At 37.0% G+C, this 15090-nt stretch carries 29 protein-coding genes and 1 pseudogene; all 30 read left to right on the top strand.

The features are described 5' to 3' along the window. The 30 genes and pseudogenes from rplB (at position 1) to UCH001_RS10810 (ending at position 15087) form a co-directional block, all read left to right on the top strand. The gene (gene rplB / locus UCH001_RS10955) at positions 1-831 is read left to right on the top strand and encodes a 50S ribosomal protein L2 (RefSeq protein ID WP_067177785.1); all 831 of its coding nucleotides are present in this window, start codon (positions 1-3) and stop codon (positions 829-831) included. Beyond that, positions 832-1113, top strand: a complete 282-nt coding sequence (gene rpsS / locus UCH001_RS10950) for a 30S ribosomal protein S19 (RefSeq protein ID WP_067177783.1) — start codon at positions 832-834, stop codon at positions 1111-1113. Between the two features lie 7 nt (positions 1114-1120). Continuing rightward, positions 1121-1450, top strand: a pseudogene (rplV, locus tag UCH001_RS10945) (50S ribosomal protein L22); the annotation flags it as partial. A 4-nt stretch (positions 1451-1454) separates the two neighbouring features. Further along, positions 1455-2168, top strand: coding sequence for a 30S ribosomal protein S3 (gene rpsC, locus UCH001_RS10940; protein ID WP_067177780.1), 714 nt, complete (start codon positions 1455-1457; stop codon positions 2166-2168). After that, a complete protein-coding gene (gene rplP / locus UCH001_RS10935) occupies positions 2168-2593 on the top strand; it encodes a 50S ribosomal protein L16 (protein ID WP_067177778.1) in 426 nt (141 codons plus the stop codon). The genes rpsC and rplP overlap by 1 nt, the downstream gene beginning before the upstream one ends. Further along, entirely contained in the window at positions 2580-2768 is a 189-nt protein-coding gene (gene rpmC / locus UCH001_RS10930; protein WP_067177776.1) for a 50S ribosomal protein L29, read from the top strand. The genes rplP and rpmC overlap by 14 nt, the downstream gene beginning before the upstream one ends. Positions 2769-2777: 9 nt before the next feature. Then, the gene (rpsQ, locus tag UCH001_RS10925) at positions 2778-3029 is read left to right on the top strand and encodes a 30S ribosomal protein S17 (protein ID WP_012857722.1); all 252 of its coding nucleotides are present in this window, start codon (positions 2778-2780) and stop codon (positions 3027-3029) included. Then, positions 3029-3397: a 50S ribosomal protein L14 gene (gene rplN / locus UCH001_RS10920; RefSeq protein ID WP_012857721.1), complete on the top strand. Its 369-nt coding sequence runs from the start codon at positions 3029-3031 to the stop codon at positions 3395-3397. The genes rpsQ and rplN overlap by 1 nt, the downstream gene beginning before the upstream one ends. After that, a complete protein-coding gene (gene rplX / locus UCH001_RS10915) occupies positions 3397-3633 on the top strand; it encodes a 50S ribosomal protein L24 (RefSeq protein ID WP_067177774.1) in 237 nt (78 codons plus the stop codon). The genes rplN and rplX overlap by 1 nt, the downstream gene beginning before the upstream one ends. Further along, the gene (rplE, locus tag UCH001_RS10910) at positions 3633-4178 is read left to right on the top strand and encodes a 50S ribosomal protein L5 (protein WP_067177772.1); all 546 of its coding nucleotides are present in this window, start codon (positions 3633-3635) and stop codon (positions 4176-4178) included. Before rplX ends, rplE begins: the two co-directional genes overlap by 1 nt. Before the next feature lies 1 nt (position 4179). Beyond that, positions 4180-4365 carry a type Z 30S ribosomal protein S14 gene (locus tag UCH001_RS10905; RefSeq protein WP_012857718.1) on the top strand — a complete coding sequence of 62 codons (186 nt, stop codon included), beginning with the start codon at positions 4180-4182 and terminating at the stop codon, positions 4363-4365. 11 nt (positions 4366-4376) lie between these two features. After that, positions 4377-4772 (top strand): 30S ribosomal protein S8, encoded by a 396-nt coding sequence (gene rpsH / locus UCH001_RS10900; RefSeq protein ID WP_067177770.1) that lies wholly within the window; start codon positions 4377-4379, stop codon positions 4770-4772. Positions 4773-4847: 75 nt separating this feature from the next. Further along, on the top strand, positions 4848-5384 hold the full coding sequence (gene rplF, locus UCH001_RS10895; protein WP_067177768.1) for a 50S ribosomal protein L6: 537 nt from the start codon (positions 4848-4850) through the stop codon (positions 5382-5384). A gap of 9 nt (positions 5385-5393) precedes the next feature. After that, entirely contained in the window at positions 5394-5750 is a 357-nt protein-coding gene (gene rplR / locus UCH001_RS10890) for a 50S ribosomal protein L18 (protein WP_067177766.1), read from the top strand. A gap of 24 nt (positions 5751-5774) precedes the next feature. Further along, a complete protein-coding gene (gene rpsE, locus UCH001_RS10885) occupies positions 5775-6218 on the top strand; it encodes a 30S ribosomal protein S5 (RefSeq protein ID WP_012857714.1) in 444 nt (147 codons plus the stop codon). A 17-nt stretch (positions 6219-6235) separates the two neighbouring features. Next, positions 6236-6640, top strand: coding sequence for a 50S ribosomal protein L15 (rplO, locus tag UCH001_RS10880; RefSeq protein ID WP_067177764.1), 405 nt, complete (start codon positions 6236-6238; stop codon positions 6638-6640). Next, entirely contained in the window at positions 6637-7899 is a 1263-nt protein-coding gene (gene secY / locus UCH001_RS10875; protein WP_067177762.1) for a preprotein translocase subunit SecY, read from the top strand. Before rplO ends, secY begins: the two co-directional genes overlap by 4 nt. Before the next feature lie 4 nt (positions 7900-7903). Continuing rightward, complete coding sequence (gene map, locus UCH001_RS10870) at positions 7904-8662, top strand: type I methionyl aminopeptidase (RefSeq protein ID WP_067177760.1); 759 nt, start codon at positions 7904-7906, stop codon at positions 8660-8662. Positions 8663-8678: 16 nt separating this feature from the next. Further along, the gene (gene infA, locus UCH001_RS10865) at positions 8679-8897 is read left to right on the top strand and encodes a translation initiation factor IF-1 (protein WP_012857710.1); all 219 of its coding nucleotides are present in this window, start codon (positions 8679-8681) and stop codon (positions 8895-8897) included. A gap of 163 nt (positions 8898-9060) precedes the next feature. Beyond that, positions 9061-9174, top strand: a complete 114-nt coding sequence (gene rpmJ / locus UCH001_RS10860) for a 50S ribosomal protein L36 (RefSeq protein WP_038533455.1) — start codon at positions 9061-9063, stop codon at positions 9172-9174. A gap of 2 nt (positions 9175-9176) precedes the next feature. After that, a complete protein-coding gene (gene rpsM, locus UCH001_RS10855; RefSeq protein WP_067177758.1) occupies positions 9177-9545 on the top strand; it encodes a 30S ribosomal protein S13 in 369 nt (122 codons plus the stop codon). A 21-nt stretch (positions 9546-9566) separates the two neighbouring features. Continuing rightward, the gene (rpsK, locus tag UCH001_RS10850; RefSeq protein ID WP_067177756.1) at positions 9567-9959 is read left to right on the top strand and encodes a 30S ribosomal protein S11; all 393 of its coding nucleotides are present in this window, start codon (positions 9567-9569) and stop codon (positions 9957-9959) included. Between the two features lie 76 nt (positions 9960-10035). Continuing rightward, entirely contained in the window at positions 10036-10662 is a 627-nt protein-coding gene (gene rpsD, locus UCH001_RS10845; RefSeq protein ID WP_067177754.1) for a 30S ribosomal protein S4, read from the top strand. Positions 10663-10677: 15 nt separating this feature from the next. Further along, entirely contained in the window at positions 10678-11691 is a 1014-nt protein-coding gene (locus UCH001_RS10840) for a DNA-directed RNA polymerase subunit alpha (protein ID WP_067177752.1), read from the top strand. 3 nt (positions 11692-11694) lie between these two features. Further along, positions 11695-12045 (top strand): 50S ribosomal protein L17, encoded by a 351-nt coding sequence (gene rplQ, locus UCH001_RS10835; protein ID WP_067177750.1) that lies wholly within the window; start codon positions 11695-11697, stop codon positions 12043-12045. Positions 12046-12192: 147 nt separating this feature from the next. Next, positions 12193-12474: a NifU family protein gene (locus UCH001_RS10830; protein ID WP_067177748.1), complete on the top strand. Its 282-nt coding sequence runs from the start codon at positions 12193-12195 to the stop codon at positions 12472-12474. Beyond that, entirely contained in the window at positions 12474-13037 is a 564-nt protein-coding gene (locus tag UCH001_RS10825) for a tetratricopeptide repeat protein (protein ID WP_067177746.1), read from the top strand. Before UCH001_RS10830 ends, UCH001_RS10825 begins: the two co-directional genes overlap by 1 nt. A gap of 9 nt (positions 13038-13046) precedes the next feature. Further along, a complete protein-coding gene (locus UCH001_RS10820) occupies positions 13047-14360 on the top strand; it encodes a UDP-N-acetylmuramoyl-L-alanyl-D-glutamate--2,6-diaminopimelate ligase (protein WP_067177744.1) in 1314 nt (437 codons plus the stop codon). Positions 14361-14404: 44 nt separating this feature from the next. Then, the gene (gene panD, locus UCH001_RS10815; RefSeq protein WP_067177743.1) at positions 14405-14770 is read left to right on the top strand and encodes an aspartate 1-decarboxylase; all 366 of its coding nucleotides are present in this window, start codon (positions 14405-14407) and stop codon (positions 14768-14770) included. Beyond that, the gene (locus tag UCH001_RS10810) at positions 14770-15087 is read left to right on the top strand and encodes a YbaB/EbfC family nucleoid-associated protein (protein WP_067177741.1); all 318 of its coding nucleotides are present in this window, start codon (positions 14770-14772) and stop codon (positions 15085-15087) included. Before panD ends, UCH001_RS10810 begins: the two co-directional genes overlap by 1 nt. Positions 15088-15090 lie beyond the last annotated feature (3 nt).

Genomic DNA, 15090 nt, shown 5'->3' with positions numbered 1-15090 from the left:
ATGGCAATAAAATCATTTAAACCTTACACCCCAAGTCGTAGATTTTTAACAGGACTTGATTCAAGTGACATCACAGCAAAAGCTAGTGTTCCTTCACTTCTTGTAAAAGTTGCTGCAACTGCGGGTAGAAATAACAATGGTAGAATCACTTCTCGTCATAAAGAAGCGGGCGCCAAAAAACTTTACAGAATTATTGATTTTAAACGTACAAAGTTTAATATCGAAGGTACTGTAGCAGCAATCGAATACGATCCAAACAGAAATTGTAGAATTGCACTTATCAACTATGTAGACGGTGAGAAAAGATATATTCTTCAACCATCAGGTCTTAAAGTAGGCGATAAAGTACAAGCAGCTGAAGGCGGACTTGATATTAAACCAGGTAATGCAATGAAGCTAAAAAGCATCCCTGTAGGTACAATCTTACACAACATTGAACTTAAACCTGGCAAAGGTGGCCAAATGGCTAGAAGTGCTGGTGGTTATGCTCAACTTATGGGTAAAGAGACTCAATATGTTATGGTAAGACTTCCAAGTGGTGAGATGAGACAAGTATTGGCAGAGTGTATGGCTACTGTTGGTGTTGTTGGAAATGAAGATTGGGCAAACGTTGTTATTGGTAAAGCGGGTCGTAACAGACACCGTGGTATTAGACCTCAAACTCGTGGTTCTGCGATGAACCCAGTAGATCACCCACACGGTGGTGGTGAGGGTAAAACCAACTCAGGACGTCATCCAGTAACTCCATGGGGACAACCAACTAAAGGTAGAAAAACTCGTAAGAAAAAAGCGAGCGACAAACTGATTATTTCTAGAAGAAAAGGAAAATAGATGGCTAGATCGCTAAAAAAAGGTCCTTTTGTTGATGCTCATTTGTTGAAAAAAACGGTTGAAGCAAAAGAGACAAAATCAAACAAGCCGATTAAGACATGGTCTCGTAGAAGTACTATTATTCCTGATATGATCGGTATTACATTCAATGTTCATAATGGTAGAAACTTTGTTCCAGTTTATGTAACAGAGAATCACATTGGTTATAAAATGGGTGAATTTGCACCAACACGTACGTTCAAGGGTCACAAAGGCTCTGTTCAGAAAAAAATTGGTAAGTAGGTAGAAGATGAGTAAAGCAATATTAAAATTTATCCGTTTATCACCTACAAAAGCAAGACTAATTGCACGTGAAGTTCAAGGAATGAATGCAGAGCTTGCTATGGCAAGTTTAGAGTTTATGCCAAACAAAGGTGCGAAAGTTATCTCTAAAGTAATCGCTTCTGCTGTTTCTAATGGCGGATTTGAGCCAAATGAAGTTGTTGTTGCTTCTTGTCGCGTTGATGCTGGTCCAGTGTTGAAGCGTTTTATGCCAAGAGCTAGAGGTAGTGCGAGTGGCATTAGAAAACCAACTTCTCATATCATTGTTGAAGTAGCAAAAGCTGCAAAGAAGGAAGACTAAGATGGGTCAAAAAGTAAATCCGATTGGTTTAAGACTTGGTATCAATAGAAATTGGGATTCTCGTTGGTTCCCAGGTAAACAAACCTTAGCGACAAGTATTGGTGAAGATTACAAAATTAGAACATTTTTGAAAAAAGAGCTTTACTATGCAGGCGTTAGTCAAATTTTGATTGAAAGAACTGCTAAGAAGCTTAGAGTTACAGTTGTTGCTGCACGTCCTGGTATCATTATTGGTAAAAAAGGCTCTGATATTGAAAAATTAAGAGTTAAATTAACTAAGTTGATTGACAAAGATGTAAACGTTAACATTAAAGAAGAGAGACGTCCTCAATCTTCTGCTCAACTTTGTGCAGAGAACGTTGCAATGCAACTTGAGCGTCGTGTAGCATTTAGACGTGCAATGAAGAAAGTGATCCAAGGTGCACAAAAATCAGGTGCTAAAGGTATTAAAATTTCTGTTTCTGGACGTCTTGGTGGTGCTGAGATGGCAAGAACTGAATGGTACCTAGAGGGACGCGTTCCACTTCATACACTTCGTGCAAAAATCGATTACGGTTTTGCAGAAGCACACACAACATACGGTGTTATCGGTGTTAAAGTATGGATCTTTAAAGGTGAGGTTCTTGTAAAAGGTCTTGCACCAGAAAAAGAAGAAGCACCAGAAAAAGAAAATACGCGTAAGCCAAGAGCACGTAAAGAGAGAGGTAAAAACTAATGTTAATGCCTAAAAGAACAAAATATAAAAAGCAGATGAAAGGCCGCAATCGCGGTGAAGCGCAAAGTGGTGCTTCAATCGCTTTTGGTGAAATTGGTCTTAAAGCTGTTGAAGCTGGTCGTATTGATTCACGTCAAATTGAGGCTTCAAGGATTGCTTATACAAGACATGTTAAACGTCAAGCTAAGACTTGGATTCGTGTATTCCCAGACAAACCATTAACGGCTAAGCCACTCGAAACTCGTATGGGTAAAGGTAAAGGTTCTGTTGATAAGTGGGTTATGAATATCAAGCCTGGTAGAATAATTTTTGAAATGGCAGGTGTTCCTGAAGAGTTGGCTCGTGAAGCATTAACTCTTGCAATGCACAAATTGCCATTCAAAACTAAGATTGTAACTCGAGAGAGCGAAAATGAAGTATATTGATTTAAACGGCAAAAGTGCTGCAGAGCTTGCAGAGTTATTGAAAGAGAAAAAGGTTCTTTTGTTTACATTGAGACAAAAGTTAAAAACAATGCAACTGACTAATCCAAATGAGATTAAAGAAGTTAGAAGAGATATCGCACGTATTAATACGGCAATTTCTGCTCAAAACAAGTAGGGGTAACTAATGGCTTTAAAACGAGAGATTCAAGGCGTAGTTGTTCAGAAAACTGGTGATAAAACAATCACCGTTTTGGTAGAGAGACGTGTAATGCACCCACGATATCGCAAGTTCGTTAAACGTTTCAAAAAATACCTAGTCCATGACGAGAGCAACCAAGTAAAAATCGGCGACACAGTAAGCGCTATCGAGTGCAGACCACTTTCAAAAAGAAAGTCTTTTAGACTTAGCGCAATTGTTAAAGTGGGAGTTGAATAATGATACAAAGTTTTACAAGATTAGCTGTTGCTGATAACAGTGGTGCTAAAGAAATCATGTGTATTAAAGTTCTTGGTGGTAGTAAACGTCGTTATGCAACTGTAGGTGATGTTATCATCGCTTCTGTCAAAAAAGCATTACCAAGTGGTAAAGTGAAAAAAGGACAAGTTGTTAAAGCGGTTATCGTAAGAACAAAAAAAGAGATCCAAAGAGAAAACGGTTCACTCATTCGTTTTGATGAGAATGCTGCTGTTATTCTTGATAACAAAAGAGAGCCAATCGGTACTCGTATTTTCGGACCAGTAGGTCGTGAAGTTCGTTATGCTAACTTTATGAAAATCGTATCTTTGGCACCGGAGGTACTATAATGGCGACTAAGATGAAAATTAAAAAAGGCGATACTGTTAAAGTAATCGCAGGCGACGATAAAGGTAAAGAGGCAAAAGTTCTTCAAGTTATGCCTAAAACTTCTCAAGTCGTTGTTGAAGGTTGCAAAGTAGTAAAAAAAGCCATTAAGCCAAGCGAGAGCAATCCTAAGGGTGGTTTTTCAAACGTTGAGAAACCAATTCATATCTCTAACGTGGCTAAAGTAGAGGGTAAATAATGAACAGATTGCAAGAGAAATTCAATGCTGAAGTTCAACCAGCATTAGTTAAAGAGTTTAATATTACAAACCCTATGTTGGCACCTAAAATTGAGAAAATCGTTATCAGCGTTGGTGCTGGTGAAGAAGGTAAAGATACGAAATTAATGCAAAATATCGTTGATACCATCTCTTTAATTGCTGGACAAAAAGCAGTTGTTGCAAATGCTAAAAAATCAGTTGCTGGTTTTAAAGTAAGACAAGGCTATCCAGTAGGTGTTAAAGTAACTCTTCGCAAAGAGAAAATGTATGCGTTCCTTGATAAACTTATCTCTGTGGCACTTCCTAAAGTAAAAGACTTTAGAGGATTACCAAGAACAGGTTTTGACGGAAGATCAAACTATAACTTTGGTCTTAATGAACAATTGATGTTTCCAGAAGTTGTTTACGATAACATTATGAAAACACACGGTATGAATATTACAGTTGTAACAACCGCTAACAGTGACAAAGAAGCATTTAGACTTCTTGAATTGATTGGCTTGCCGTTCGCAAAAGGTAAATAATATGGCTAAAAAATCGATGATTGCAAAGGCTGCAAGAAAGCCTAAGTTTCAAGTAAGAGCATACACACGTTGTCAAATTTGCGGACGTCCACACTCTGTTTACAGAGATTTTGGTATCTGCAGAATTTGTCTTCGTAAAATGGCAAATGAGGGTCTTATTCCAGGCCTCAAAAAAGCAAGCTGGTAAGGAAATAGACTATGATTAATGATCTAGTAGCAGATTCTTTAACAAGAATCAGAAATGCATCAATGCGTAAACTTGATGTGACTAAATTAATGCATTCAAAACTTGTTGAAGCAATTTTAGTTATTTTCCAAAACAAAGGTTATATTGAAAGTTTTAACGTTGTTGAAGAAGGTCCTAAAAAATTTATCAATGTTGTTTTGAAGTATGACGCAAGAGGTAACCAAGTTATCAATGAAGTGAAAAAAATCTCAAAACCAGGCCGTAGAGTCTATAAAGGTTGCGATGAAATTAAACGCTTCAAAAATGGTTATGGTACAATCGTTGTTAGTACATCAAAAGGTGTTCTCAGTAATGATGACGCACACAAAGCAGGTCTTGGTGGCGAAGTTATCTGTAGTATTTGGTAATTAGCTGTTCTTTTATGGTATTCGATATCCATTCTAAGATTGTAAGCTTATCGTAGACAAGTAAAAGGAAATAAAATGTCTCGTATTGGTAAAAAGCCTGTTAAGATACCTGCTGGCGTTGAAGTGTCAGTAAATGGTGATTTAGTAGAGTTTAAAAAAGGTAGTGTTCAAAAAGTATTGGACACTAAAGGAAATGTTGACGTAAAAGTTCAAGATGGAGAGCTTGTATTTATTTCAAAAGGTGCTGATCGTCAGAGCAGCGCTTTTTGGGGAACATACCGTGCACTTGGTCAAAATGTTATCACAGGTTTAACTGAAGGTTTTAAAAAACAACTTGAAATTAACGGTGTTGGTTACAGAGCTGCCGTTAATGGTAATGTTCTTGAGCTTCAACTTGGATTTTCACACCCAATCAATTATGAATTTCCAAAAGATATTCAAATTAGTGTTGAAAAAAACGTGGTAACTATTCAAGGTGATGACAAGCAAGTAGTTGGTCAGATTGCTGCCGAAATTAGAAGTTTTAGAGCTCCAGAGCCTTATAAAGGTAAAGGTGTTAAATATTCTGATGAAACTATTATCCGTAAAGCCGGAAAAACTTCTAAGAAGTAAGGATAAGAGATGAGAGCAAATATTTTAAAACGAAAGCTTGCACTAAGAGTTAAACGTAAAAAAAGAGTAAGAGCAGATATTTCTGGTACAGAACAAAGACCAAGAGTTTCTTTCTTTAAATCAAACAGATATATCTATGCACAAGCAATTGATGATGTTAGTGGCGTTACTTTGGCAAGTGTAGATGGCAAAAAATTAGGGTTCAATGCTAGCAAAGCAAGTGCAGCAGAAGTTGCAAAAGTTTTTGCAGAAACGCTCAAGGCTAAGAATTTAACTCAAGTTGTCTATGATAGAAATGGTTATTTGTATCATGGTGTAGTTGCTGCTTTTGCAGATGGCCTTAGAGCAAACGGCATAGTGCTATAAGAAAAAAAAGAGGAAAACGATTCAATGGAAAAATATAACAGAGAAGAGTTTGAAGAAGTCATCGTTAACATTGGCCGCGTAACAAAAGTTGTTAAAGGCGGTAGACGTTTTAGATTTACAGCACTTGTTGTTGTTGGAAATAAAAAAGGTCTTGTTGGCTTTGGTTTTGGTAAAGCTAAAGAGGTTCCTGATGCTATTAGAAAAGCAGTTGATGATGCATTCAAAAACATTGTCAAAGTAAATATCAAAGGTTCAACAATCGCTCATGATGTTGAAGTTAAATTTAATGCAAGTCGTATTATTTTGAAACCTGCTAGTGATGGTACCGGTGTAATCGCTGGTGGTGCAACACGTCCTGTTGTTGAACTTGCAGGTATTAAAGATATTTTGACAAAATCATTGGGTTCAAACAATGCTTCTAACGTAGTAAGAGCAACTATCAAAGCTCTTAGCATGATTAAAAGCTAAGTAAAGAAGGATTCAAAATGGCATTAGATAATCTTACACCAGCAGAAAACTCTACCAAAAAGATCAAACGTGTAGGACGTGGTCAAGGTAGTGGTATGGGTAAAACCGCAAGCCGTGGTGCTAACGGTCAAAAATCTCGTACAGGTTATAAACGTAAAAGAGGTTTTGAGGGTGGTCAACAACCACTTCAAAGAAGATTACCAAAAGTTGGTTTTACTTCTAAAATCGAAAAACCTTATGTTATCAACATTGATAAAATTAAAGCAGTTGCAGAACTTGCTGAAATTACTGTTGATGCAATTAGAACAGTACATAAAATGGCAAGTACCGTTGTTAAAGTTAAATTAATCGGCGCAGGCGCAAAAGAGTTGACTGCTAAGATTAAAGACGAAAACGTCATTTTTACTGGAATGAGTAAATGAGCCAAGATCTCACCAGGAAGATCTTAGTTACATTAGGCTTTATTTTTGCATACAGGATACTGGCATACGTGCCAGTTCCTGGTGTAAATATAGCTGTAATTAAAGAGTTCTTCGACTCCAATAGCTCAAATGCCCTTGGAATGTTTAATATGTTCAGCGGTAACGCTGCACAACGTCTTAGTATTATATCGTTAGGTATTATGCCTTACATCACCGCGTCTATTATTATGGAACTTCTTGCAGCAACTTTCCCAGCACTTGGTAAAATGAAAAAAGAACGTGATGGTATGGTCAAATACATGCAGATCATTCGATATGCAACGATTGGTATTACGATTGTACAAGCCATTGGTGTTTCCGTTGGTCTTGGAGGGTTAAGCGGTCGCGCAGGCGAGAGTGCGATTATGATCGATATGACAACCTTTACAGCTATTGCAGCTGCGAGTATGCTTACAGGAACCATGTTACTTATGTGGATCGGTGAACAAATTACGCAACGTGGTATTGGTAACGGTATCAGTTTGATTATTTTTGCAGGTATTGTTTCAGGAATTCCAAATGCTATTGGCGGAACTATTAACCTTGTGAATACTGGGGAATTGAACTTCCTTGTCGTCATTGGTATTTTAGCTGTTATCTTAGCAACGGTCGGTTCTATTATTTATGTGGAGATGGGTGAACGTCGTATCCCGATTTCGTATTCACGAAAAGTTGTCCTTCAAAATCAACACAAACGTATTATGAACTATGTGCCGATCAAAATGAATCTTAGTGGTGTTATTCCTCCTATTTTTGCAAGCGCAATTTTGATGTTCCCATCAACAATTATGCAAGCTAGCACCAATCCGATTGTTCAATCTATTCATGATTTTCTTAATCCAAATAGTTATGTCTTTAACGTACTTACATTCTTGTTCGTTATTTTCTTTGCTTATTTTTATGCATCGATTGTGTTCAATGCAAAAGATATCTCTGAGAACTTAAAAAAACAAGGTGGTTTTATCCCGGGTGTAAGACCAGGCGAAAGCACTGCACTCTTCTTAAATGAAGTAGCAGGAAGATTAACCTTATGGGGATCAATTTACCTAGGACTTATCTCAACTCTTCCATGGGTTTTAGTAAAAGTAATGGGTGTTCCATTTTATTTTGGTGGAACGGCAGTACTCATTGTTGTACAAGTTGCACTTGATACAATGCGTAAAATTGAAGCACAGATGTACATGAATAAATATGAAACACTTAGTGCTGTAGGACTTTAATGGTATGGCAATTACCATCAAAAAAGCTCAAGAGATAGCAAAGCTTTCTGTAGCTAATAAGATTGTTGCTAAAACATTAGAGTATCTTGCAGGTAATATTCACCCAGGGCTCAGCTTAAAAGAGCTTAATGCCATGGGTGAGTCTTACATTCATAGCCTTGGTGCACGTCCTGCATTTAAGGGTCTTTATGGTTTTCCAGCGGGTGTATGTACCTCTGTCAATGAAGTAATCATTCATGGTATTCCTACTGATTATCGACTTAAAGAAGGCGATATTGTAGGCCTTGATATTGGTACTGAAGTAGACGGTTGGTATGGTGATTCTGCTATAACAGTAGGCGTTGGAGAAATTACTAAGGATGATGAAAACCTAATAGCATGCGCTAAAGATGCACTCTATTATGCAATCGATATTATTCAACCAGAAATGCGTTTTAAAGAACTGAGTCATGCAATTGAGCAGTTTATTCTCCAAAAAGGTTATGTTCCATTGCGTGGTTTTTGTGGGCATGGTATCGGTAGAAAGCCTCATGAAGAGCCAGAACTTCCAAACTATTTAGAAGGGATTAATCCTAAGAGCGGTCCTAAAATTAAGAATGGAATGGTTTTTTGTATTGAGCCGATGATTTGTCATAAAGAGGGAACTCCGAAAATTTTGGAGGATAAGTGGTCTGTTGTTTCGACAGATGGGTTAAGAGGAAGCCACTATGAGCACACGGTTGCAATCGTAGATGGTAAAGTAGAAATTTTGTCTCTATCTTGAGATTATAGGAGGTAAAATGGCAAAAGATGACGTGATTGAAATAGATGGTAAAGTGATCGAAGCACTTCCCAATGCAACTTTTAAAGTTGAAGTACAAAATAGCCATGTGATTTTGTGTCACATTGCTGGCAAGATGAGAATGCATTATATTAAAATAATGCCAGGAGATACCGTGAAAGTTGAGTTAACTCCGTATAGTTTAGATAAAGGTCGTATAACTTATAGGTATAAGTAAATTATTAGCTTAATTTATGTATAATTTACCCCTTTTGTAAAGCTGTGTGAAGAATAATCGAGAAAGAAACCACTGTTTTTTCGATTGTTGGTTTGAGATACATCATCAAACCTGTGACAGTTTAACTCAAAATCCCAGTGGAAAAAAAGTTCAGGAGTCACGAATGAAAGTACGACCTTCTGTAAAGAAGATGTGCGATAAGTGCAAAGTGATTAAACGAAAAGGTATCGTTAGAGTCATTTGCGTAAATCCAAAACACAAACAGAGACAAGGATAAGCATGGCAAGGATTGCAGGTGTAGACCTTCCAATGAAAAAGAGAGTAGAGTATGGTTTAACATACATCTACGGTATAGGTTTAACAAGTTCTAGAGCTATTTTAACAGCAACTGGAATTTCGTTTGATAAAAGAGTTCATGAGCTAAGTGAAGATGAAGTTGCTGCGATTCGTAAAGAGATCCAAGCAGGATTCCAAGTAGAGGGTGATCTTCGTAAAAAAGTGGCTATGGATATTAAAGCTTTGATGGATATGGGAAGCTATAGAGGTCTTAGACACAGAAAAGGCTTGCCAGTTCGTGGACAAAAAACAAAAACGAATGCGCGTACCAGAAAAGGTAAAAAACGCACCGTTGGCGCTAAAGCTAAATAACGAAGTCTCAAAGGGAAACAGATGGCAAAAAGAAAAGTAGTACGTAAAAAAGTTGTTAAGAAAAATATTGCTAAAGGTATCATCTATATCTCTGCAACATTTAATAACACTGTCGTAACTGTAACTGATGAGATGGGAAATGTTATTGCTTGGAGCAGTGCAGGAAGCCTAGGCTTTAAAGGTAGTAAAAAATCTACTCCTTATGCAGCACAACAAGCTGTTGAAGATGCACTTACAAAAGCAAAAGAGCATGGTCTCAAAGAAATCGGTATTAAAGTTCAAGGCCCGGGCAGTGGTCGTGAGACAGCGGTAAAAAGTGCTGGTAGTACAGAAGGTATTAAAGTATCTTTCCTAAAAGATATTACACCTCTTCCACACAACGGCTGTAGACCTCCAAAAAGAAGAAGAGTTTAATTCTAATTTTTAGAATAGAACTTCTTTAAGAGAAACAAAATAATTTTTTCGTTTATGCAATAGATTAGGAGAAAAAATGGCAAGATATAGAGGACCAGTCGAAAAGCTCGAGAGAAGACTTGGTGTCAGCTTAGCCCTTAAAGGTGAGCGCAGACTTGCTGGTAAAAGCGCATTAGACAAGCGACCATATGCACCAGGTCAACACGGACAAAGAAGAGCAAAAATTAGTGAGTACGGTCTCCAATTAAGAGAGAAACAAAAAGCTAAATTTATGTATGGAGTTTCTGAAAAACAATTCAGACGTATATTTGACGAAGCAGCAAGAAAAGAAGGAAACACAGGTATTAACCTTGTTCTTCTTATCGAAAGAAGACTTGACAATGTTGTTTACCGTATGGGTTTTGCAACAACAAGAAGATTTGCACGTCAATTAGTTACACATGGTCACATTTTAGTGAATGGCAGCAAAGTTGACATTCCTTCATATGTTGTACGTGCTGGTGACAAAATCGAAGTTTGCGAGAAATCTAAAAACAACCCACAAGTAAAAAGAGCTCTTGAGTTAACACAACAAACTGGTATTGCACCATGGGTTGATGTTGAGAGAGAAAAAGCTATGGGTATTTTTACACGTATCCCAGAGAGAGAAGAAGTAGTTATTCCGGTTGAAGAAAGATTAATCGTTGAGCTATACTCTAAATAATAAAGTAGGTAGTATATGAAAAAAATCAATACATCAGCTTACATGCCAACTGAAATTGAGGTAGAGAATATTGCGGCAAATAAGGTTCAAGTGAGTGCATACCCATTTGAATCTGGTTTTGCAGTAACATTGGCACATCCTTTACGAAGATTGCTTTTAAGCAGTACAGTAGGATCTGCACCAACGGCTGTAAAGATTGAAGGCGTAACCCATGAATTTGATAGCATGCGCGGTATGCTTGAAGATGTTGCTCTTTTCATCATTAACCTTAAAAATATTCGTTTCAAAATCAAAGGTGATGAGAAACGCTTAGAGGTTAACTACTCATTTACTGGACCAAAAGAGATTAAAGGAAGTGATTTAGCAAACGCTCAAGTTGAAATTGTTACTCCAGATGCATATTTGGCAACAATCAATGAAGACGCAGAGCTAAACTTCTCTTTGATTATCGAAAAAGGAATCGGCTATGTTCCAAGTGAGAACATTAGAGGTTTGGTCGGAGAAGATTATATTGCACTCGATGCTTTCTTTACACCTGTAAAAAGAGCAGTGTATGATATTGAGAACGTTTTGGTTGAGGACAATCCTAACTATGAGAAAATTGTTTTCACAATCGAAACAGATGGACTTGTTTCTCCAATTGAAGCTTTTAAAAATTCACTTGAAGCGATGTATGCACAAATGTCAGTATTTAATGGCATTTTGGATATTGCAGTGGCTCCAAAAAGTGAGAGTTCTAATGAGAACGTGGAGTTTGGAAAGCTATTACAGAGTATTGAAGAGTTAAATCTAAGTGCTCGTAGCTTCAACTGTTTAGATAGAGCAGAGGTTAAATTCATTGGCGAACTTGCTTTAATGAGTGAGTTAGAGCTCAAAAACCTTAAAAATCTAGGCAAAAAGTCATTAGAAGAGATCAGACAAGTTATGGAAGAGAGTGGTTATCCTGTCGGATATAATTTCTCTGACGAGACAGCAAGTTTGCTCAAGAAAAAAATTGAAGATTTAAAATCTGAAGCCAACGAGGGTTAATTTATGAGACATAAGCACGGATATAGAAAGCTTGGTCGTACTTCATCACACAGAGCGGCGTTGTTGAAGAACTTGGCTATAGCTGTTATTAAATATGAGAAAATCGAAACAACACTTCCAAAAGCAAAAGAGCTTAGAGGTTTTGTTGAAAAATTGATTACTAAAGCTGGAGTTGGTGGCGATCATGCTCACAAAACAGTTTTTGCTGCACTTCAAGATAAAGAGTGTACAAAAAAATTGGTCAATGAGATCGCACCTAAATACCTTGAGAGAAATGGTGGTTACACCCGTATCGTAAAAACACGTATTAGAAAAGGCGACGCTGCGCCTATGGCGTTTTTAGAGCTCGTTTAATTCTCTTTTTTTGCTTCGGGGACATTCGTCCCCAAGCTTATCTTCGTTAAAATTTTTTTACCCTAAAGTCGCCTTCTATCCTCTTAAATTAAGTCACTTTTAACTCAAACTATTGTTAAATTAGATACTTTTGCTATAGGAGAATCTATGATACCATTTAGTGATGATGAGTTACTTCCCGTTGTTGAAAAATCACTTGAAAAAATTAAGCCAATGTTAGCGTTAGATGGCGGTGGATTAACATTATTAGGAATAAAACAAGGTCGTGTTTATGTTCAGCTTCAAGGTGCTTGTCAAGGGTGTGCATCCAGCGGTCAAACACTTAAATACGGTGTTGAAAGACAATTAAGAATTGATATTCATCCTGAACTTGAAGTTGTAAATATTTTACCTGGCCAAGAACATGAATTCGAAGCAGTGGGAGAGTAATGAACGCATATATTAAAGATGGCATTGAGAAATTTTATACAAAAAACTTCAAAGAGGCAATGCAACAATTTGCATTAGCACTCAGTATCGATCCCAACTCCAAAGAAGCCCGAATAGGCGCTATTTTATGCGATATGGCAATGAGTAATGAAGAACAAGCGATGGCATTGTTTGAGTATTATATTCTCACTAAAGAAAATGGTGCAGAAGATTGTGAAGAGGTGATGGAAGAGATCATCAATTCAGTCGAAGAACACAGCGAGAAAATAGCTCACCTTTTTAAACAGAGTGATTTTGAAGCAAGAATTAATGCAGAAAATGGAATTAAGTATGAAGATTTTATGGCTTTAATTGAATCTCGTGGTAGTTTTAAAGAAGCTTTTGAAGACATCATGTTCTCTACAAAAGTTATTATTTCTAAAAAAGAAGATTTTGTTGATTTTTTAGCCAAACTCATTGAAAATGGCTTTATTGAAATGTCCCTCAACTACTTAGAGAGTGCTGTTACTCTTTTCCCTAATGATGAGCAATTGTTATCGCTCATTAAAAAAGTACAAAAATAGAGAGTTCCCTTGAAAATAGATTTGCAAAACCATGAACCGTTTTTATATATAACGGATAATTCAAATGAGTGTAATGCTTCAAGCATTTTTATGATAAGTGATCAAAATGCTCTTTATAAACAAAGTGCAATTGATCATGGTTGTACAAAAATTATCTCTGCGAAAGAGTGTATTGATCTTCTTGGAATTGTGGATAAGATTAAAATTATTGGTATCACAGGAACCAATGGCAAAACAACAACAGCTGCTGCAATTTACTCCATACTTCTTGATTTAGGTAAAAAAGTTGGCTTACAGGGTACAAGAGGTTGTTTTATCAATGATCATCGCATCGAGGATAAAAGCCTTACTACCCCACCTATTTTACAAACGATCAAAAATTTAAAAATGGCAGTGGATGCAGGATGTGAATACTTTGTTATGGAAGTGAGTTCTCACGCAATTGTACAAAATCGTATAGATGGGCTTAGTTTTGCTCTCAAAATTCTAACCAATATTACGCAAGATCATCTTGATTTTCACAAAACAATTGATGAATACATCGCCGTAAAAAGTAGCTTTTTTGAAGATGAGAGTTTGAAACTTATCAATAAAGACGAAAGCAAAATTCGTTTTAATCGTACCAATGCCATGAGTTATGGTATTGAACATCCTGCAACGTACAAAATTTTAGCGTACTCACTAAAAGAAGGCATTAGTGCGGCAGTCGCTAAAATCGATAAAGTATATGATTTTGAATCACCTCTGCATGGCTTTTTTAATCTCTATAATATCCTTGCAGCCATTAGCGCTGTTGATATGTTAGGTGTTGCGCCTATGGAAGCTATTTGTGAAGCTGTAGAGCATTTTGGTGGTGTTGAAGGACGTATGGAAGTGGTAAGCAGTGATCCTTTGGTCATCGTTGATTTTGCACATACGCCAGATGGTATGGAAAAAGTTCTTGATAGCATGAAAGAACGCGATCTAGTTGTTGTTTTTGGTGCAGGTGGAGATCGTGATCGTACCAAGCGTCCTAAAATGGGAGCAATGGCAGAGCGCTATGCAAAAAAAATTGTGGTTACAAGTGATAATCCACGTTCTGAAGATCCACAAAGCATTATCAATGAAATTTTGGCTGGTATGCATCCAAATGAACATTTAGAAGTGGAAGTAGATCGTCATAAGGCTATTGAAAAAGCATTATTGAAACAAGGAAAGGATGAAGTCTTGCTGATTCTTGGTAAAGGAGATGAAACCTACCAAGAGATTCAAGGGAAAAAATATCCCTTTGATGACAGGGAAGTTGTAAAAAGCATTATCGCTCAATGGGCTAAGCAAAAATAGGGTAAAATAAACAAATTTCTTAAACTTAAAGAGGTAGAAAAGCGATGACGCTTGAGATGTTATACAGTAAAATTCATAGAGCGACTGTAACTGACGCTAATTTGAATTATGTAGGTTCTATTACAATTGATAAAGAACTTATTGAAGCTTCTAACCTAAATGTAGGACAAAAAGTAGAAGTAGTCAATATTAATAACGGTGAACGCTTTACAACGTATGTTATTGAAGGCAAAGCGGGTGGAAAAGATATCTGCCTCAATGGTGCAGCAGCACGAAAAGCCCATATTGGTGATAAAATTATTATTATTGCGTATGCACATATGACAAAAGGTGAAATGGAAGCTTTCAAACCAACGGTAGTATTGGTCGATGAAAGTAATACTTTGGTTGAAGTGAGAGATTACATCTAATGTTTGAAAATTTTGATCTTTCAAAAATGAGTGCGATGCTTGAAGAGGCACAAAAACAAGCTCAAAAAATGCAAGAAGATGCAAGCAATAAAGAGTTCACTGCTAAAAGTGGCGGTGGCATGGTAAGTGTCAGTATGAATGGAAATGGTGAACTCATTGATATAACGCTCGATGATTCACTTTTAAGCGACAAAGAATCGTTGCAGATTCTCCTTATAAGTGCAATCAATGATGTTTCCAAAATGGTAGAAGATAACAAAAAACTAGCGACAACTCAGATGCTTTCCAGCATTGGAGGATTTGGCGCAAAAAGTTAAGGA

The sequence above is a fragment of the Sulfurospirillum sp. UCH001 genome (assembly GCF_001548035.1).
Lineage (GTDB): Bacteria > Campylobacterota > Campylobacteria > Campylobacterales > Sulfurospirillaceae > Sulfurospirillum.
The sequence above is the reverse complement of the archived record's forward strand: the minus strand, read 5'-3'. Positions and strand labels throughout refer to the sequence as shown.

Bases quoted from the DNA above. Each gene is read 5' to 3' on its own strand.
- rplB (WP_067177785.1), top strand. From the start codon at position 1: ATGGCAATAAAATCATTTAAACCTTACACCCCAAGTCGTAGATTTTTA.
- rpsS (WP_067177783.1), top strand. From the start codon at position 832: ATGGCTAGATCGCTAAAAAAAGGTCCTTTTGTTGATGCTCATTTGTTG.
- rpsC (WP_067177780.1), top strand. From the start codon at position 1,455: ATGGGTCAAAAAGTAAATCCGATTGGTTTAAGACTTGGTATCAATAGA.
- rplP (WP_067177778.1), top strand. From the start codon at position 2,168: ATGTTAATGCCTAAAAGAACAAAATATAAAAAGCAGATGAAAGGCCGC.
- rpmC (WP_067177776.1), top strand. From the start codon at position 2,580: ATGAAGTATATTGATTTAAACGGCAAAAGTGCTGCAGAGCTTGCAGAG.
- rpsQ (WP_012857722.1), top strand. From the start codon at position 2,778: ATGGCTTTAAAACGAGAGATTCAAGGCGTAGTTGTTCAGAAAACTGGT.
- rplN (WP_012857721.1), top strand. From the start codon at position 3,029: ATGATACAAAGTTTTACAAGATTAGCTGTTGCTGATAACAGTGGTGCT.
- rplX (WP_067177774.1), top strand. From the start codon at position 3,397: ATGGCGACTAAGATGAAAATTAAAAAAGGCGATACTGTTAAAGTAATC.
- rplE (WP_067177772.1), top strand. From the start codon at position 3,633: ATGAACAGATTGCAAGAGAAATTCAATGCTGAAGTTCAACCAGCATTA.
- UCH001_RS10905 (WP_012857718.1), top strand. From the start codon at position 4,180: ATGGCTAAAAAATCGATGATTGCAAAGGCTGCAAGAAAGCCTAAGTTT.
- rpsH (WP_067177770.1), top strand. From the start codon at position 4,377: ATGATTAATGATCTAGTAGCAGATTCTTTAACAAGAATCAGAAATGCA.
- rplF (WP_067177768.1), top strand. From the start codon at position 4,848: ATGTCTCGTATTGGTAAAAAGCCTGTTAAGATACCTGCTGGCGTTGAA.
- rplR (WP_067177766.1), top strand. From the start codon at position 5,394: ATGAGAGCAAATATTTTAAAACGAAAGCTTGCACTAAGAGTTAAACGT.
- rpsE (WP_012857714.1), top strand. From the start codon at position 5,775: ATGGAAAAATATAACAGAGAAGAGTTTGAAGAAGTCATCGTTAACATT.
- rplO (WP_067177764.1), top strand. From the start codon at position 6,236: ATGGCATTAGATAATCTTACACCAGCAGAAAACTCTACCAAAAAGATC.
- secY (WP_067177762.1), top strand. From the start codon at position 6,637: ATGAGCCAAGATCTCACCAGGAAGATCTTAGTTACATTAGGCTTTATT.
- map (WP_067177760.1), top strand. From the start codon at position 7,904: ATGGCAATTACCATCAAAAAAGCTCAAGAGATAGCAAAGCTTTCTGTA.
- infA (WP_012857710.1), top strand. From the start codon at position 8,679: ATGGCAAAAGATGACGTGATTGAAATAGATGGTAAAGTGATCGAAGCA.
- rpmJ (WP_038533455.1), top strand. From the start codon at position 9,061: ATGAAAGTACGACCTTCTGTAAAGAAGATGTGCGATAAGTGCAAAGTG.
- rpsM (WP_067177758.1), top strand. From the start codon at position 9,177: ATGGCAAGGATTGCAGGTGTAGACCTTCCAATGAAAAAGAGAGTAGAG.
- rpsK (WP_067177756.1), top strand. From the start codon at position 9,567: ATGGCAAAAAGAAAAGTAGTACGTAAAAAAGTTGTTAAGAAAAATATT.
- rpsD (WP_067177754.1), top strand. From the start codon at position 10,036: ATGGCAAGATATAGAGGACCAGTCGAAAAGCTCGAGAGAAGACTTGGT.
- UCH001_RS10840 (WP_067177752.1), top strand. From the start codon at position 10,678: ATGAAAAAAATCAATACATCAGCTTACATGCCAACTGAAATTGAGGTA.
- rplQ (WP_067177750.1), top strand. From the start codon at position 11,695: ATGAGACATAAGCACGGATATAGAAAGCTTGGTCGTACTTCATCACAC.
- UCH001_RS10830 (WP_067177748.1), top strand. From the start codon at position 12,193: ATGATACCATTTAGTGATGATGAGTTACTTCCCGTTGTTGAAAAATCA.
- UCH001_RS10825 (WP_067177746.1), top strand. From the start codon at position 12,474: ATGAACGCATATATTAAAGATGGCATTGAGAAATTTTATACAAAAAAC.
- panD (WP_067177743.1), top strand. From the start codon at position 14,405: ATGACGCTTGAGATGTTATACAGTAAAATTCATAGAGCGACTGTAACT.
- UCH001_RS10810 (WP_067177741.1), top strand. From the start codon at position 14,770: ATGTTTGAAAATTTTGATCTTTCAAAAATGAGTGCGATGCTTGAAGAG.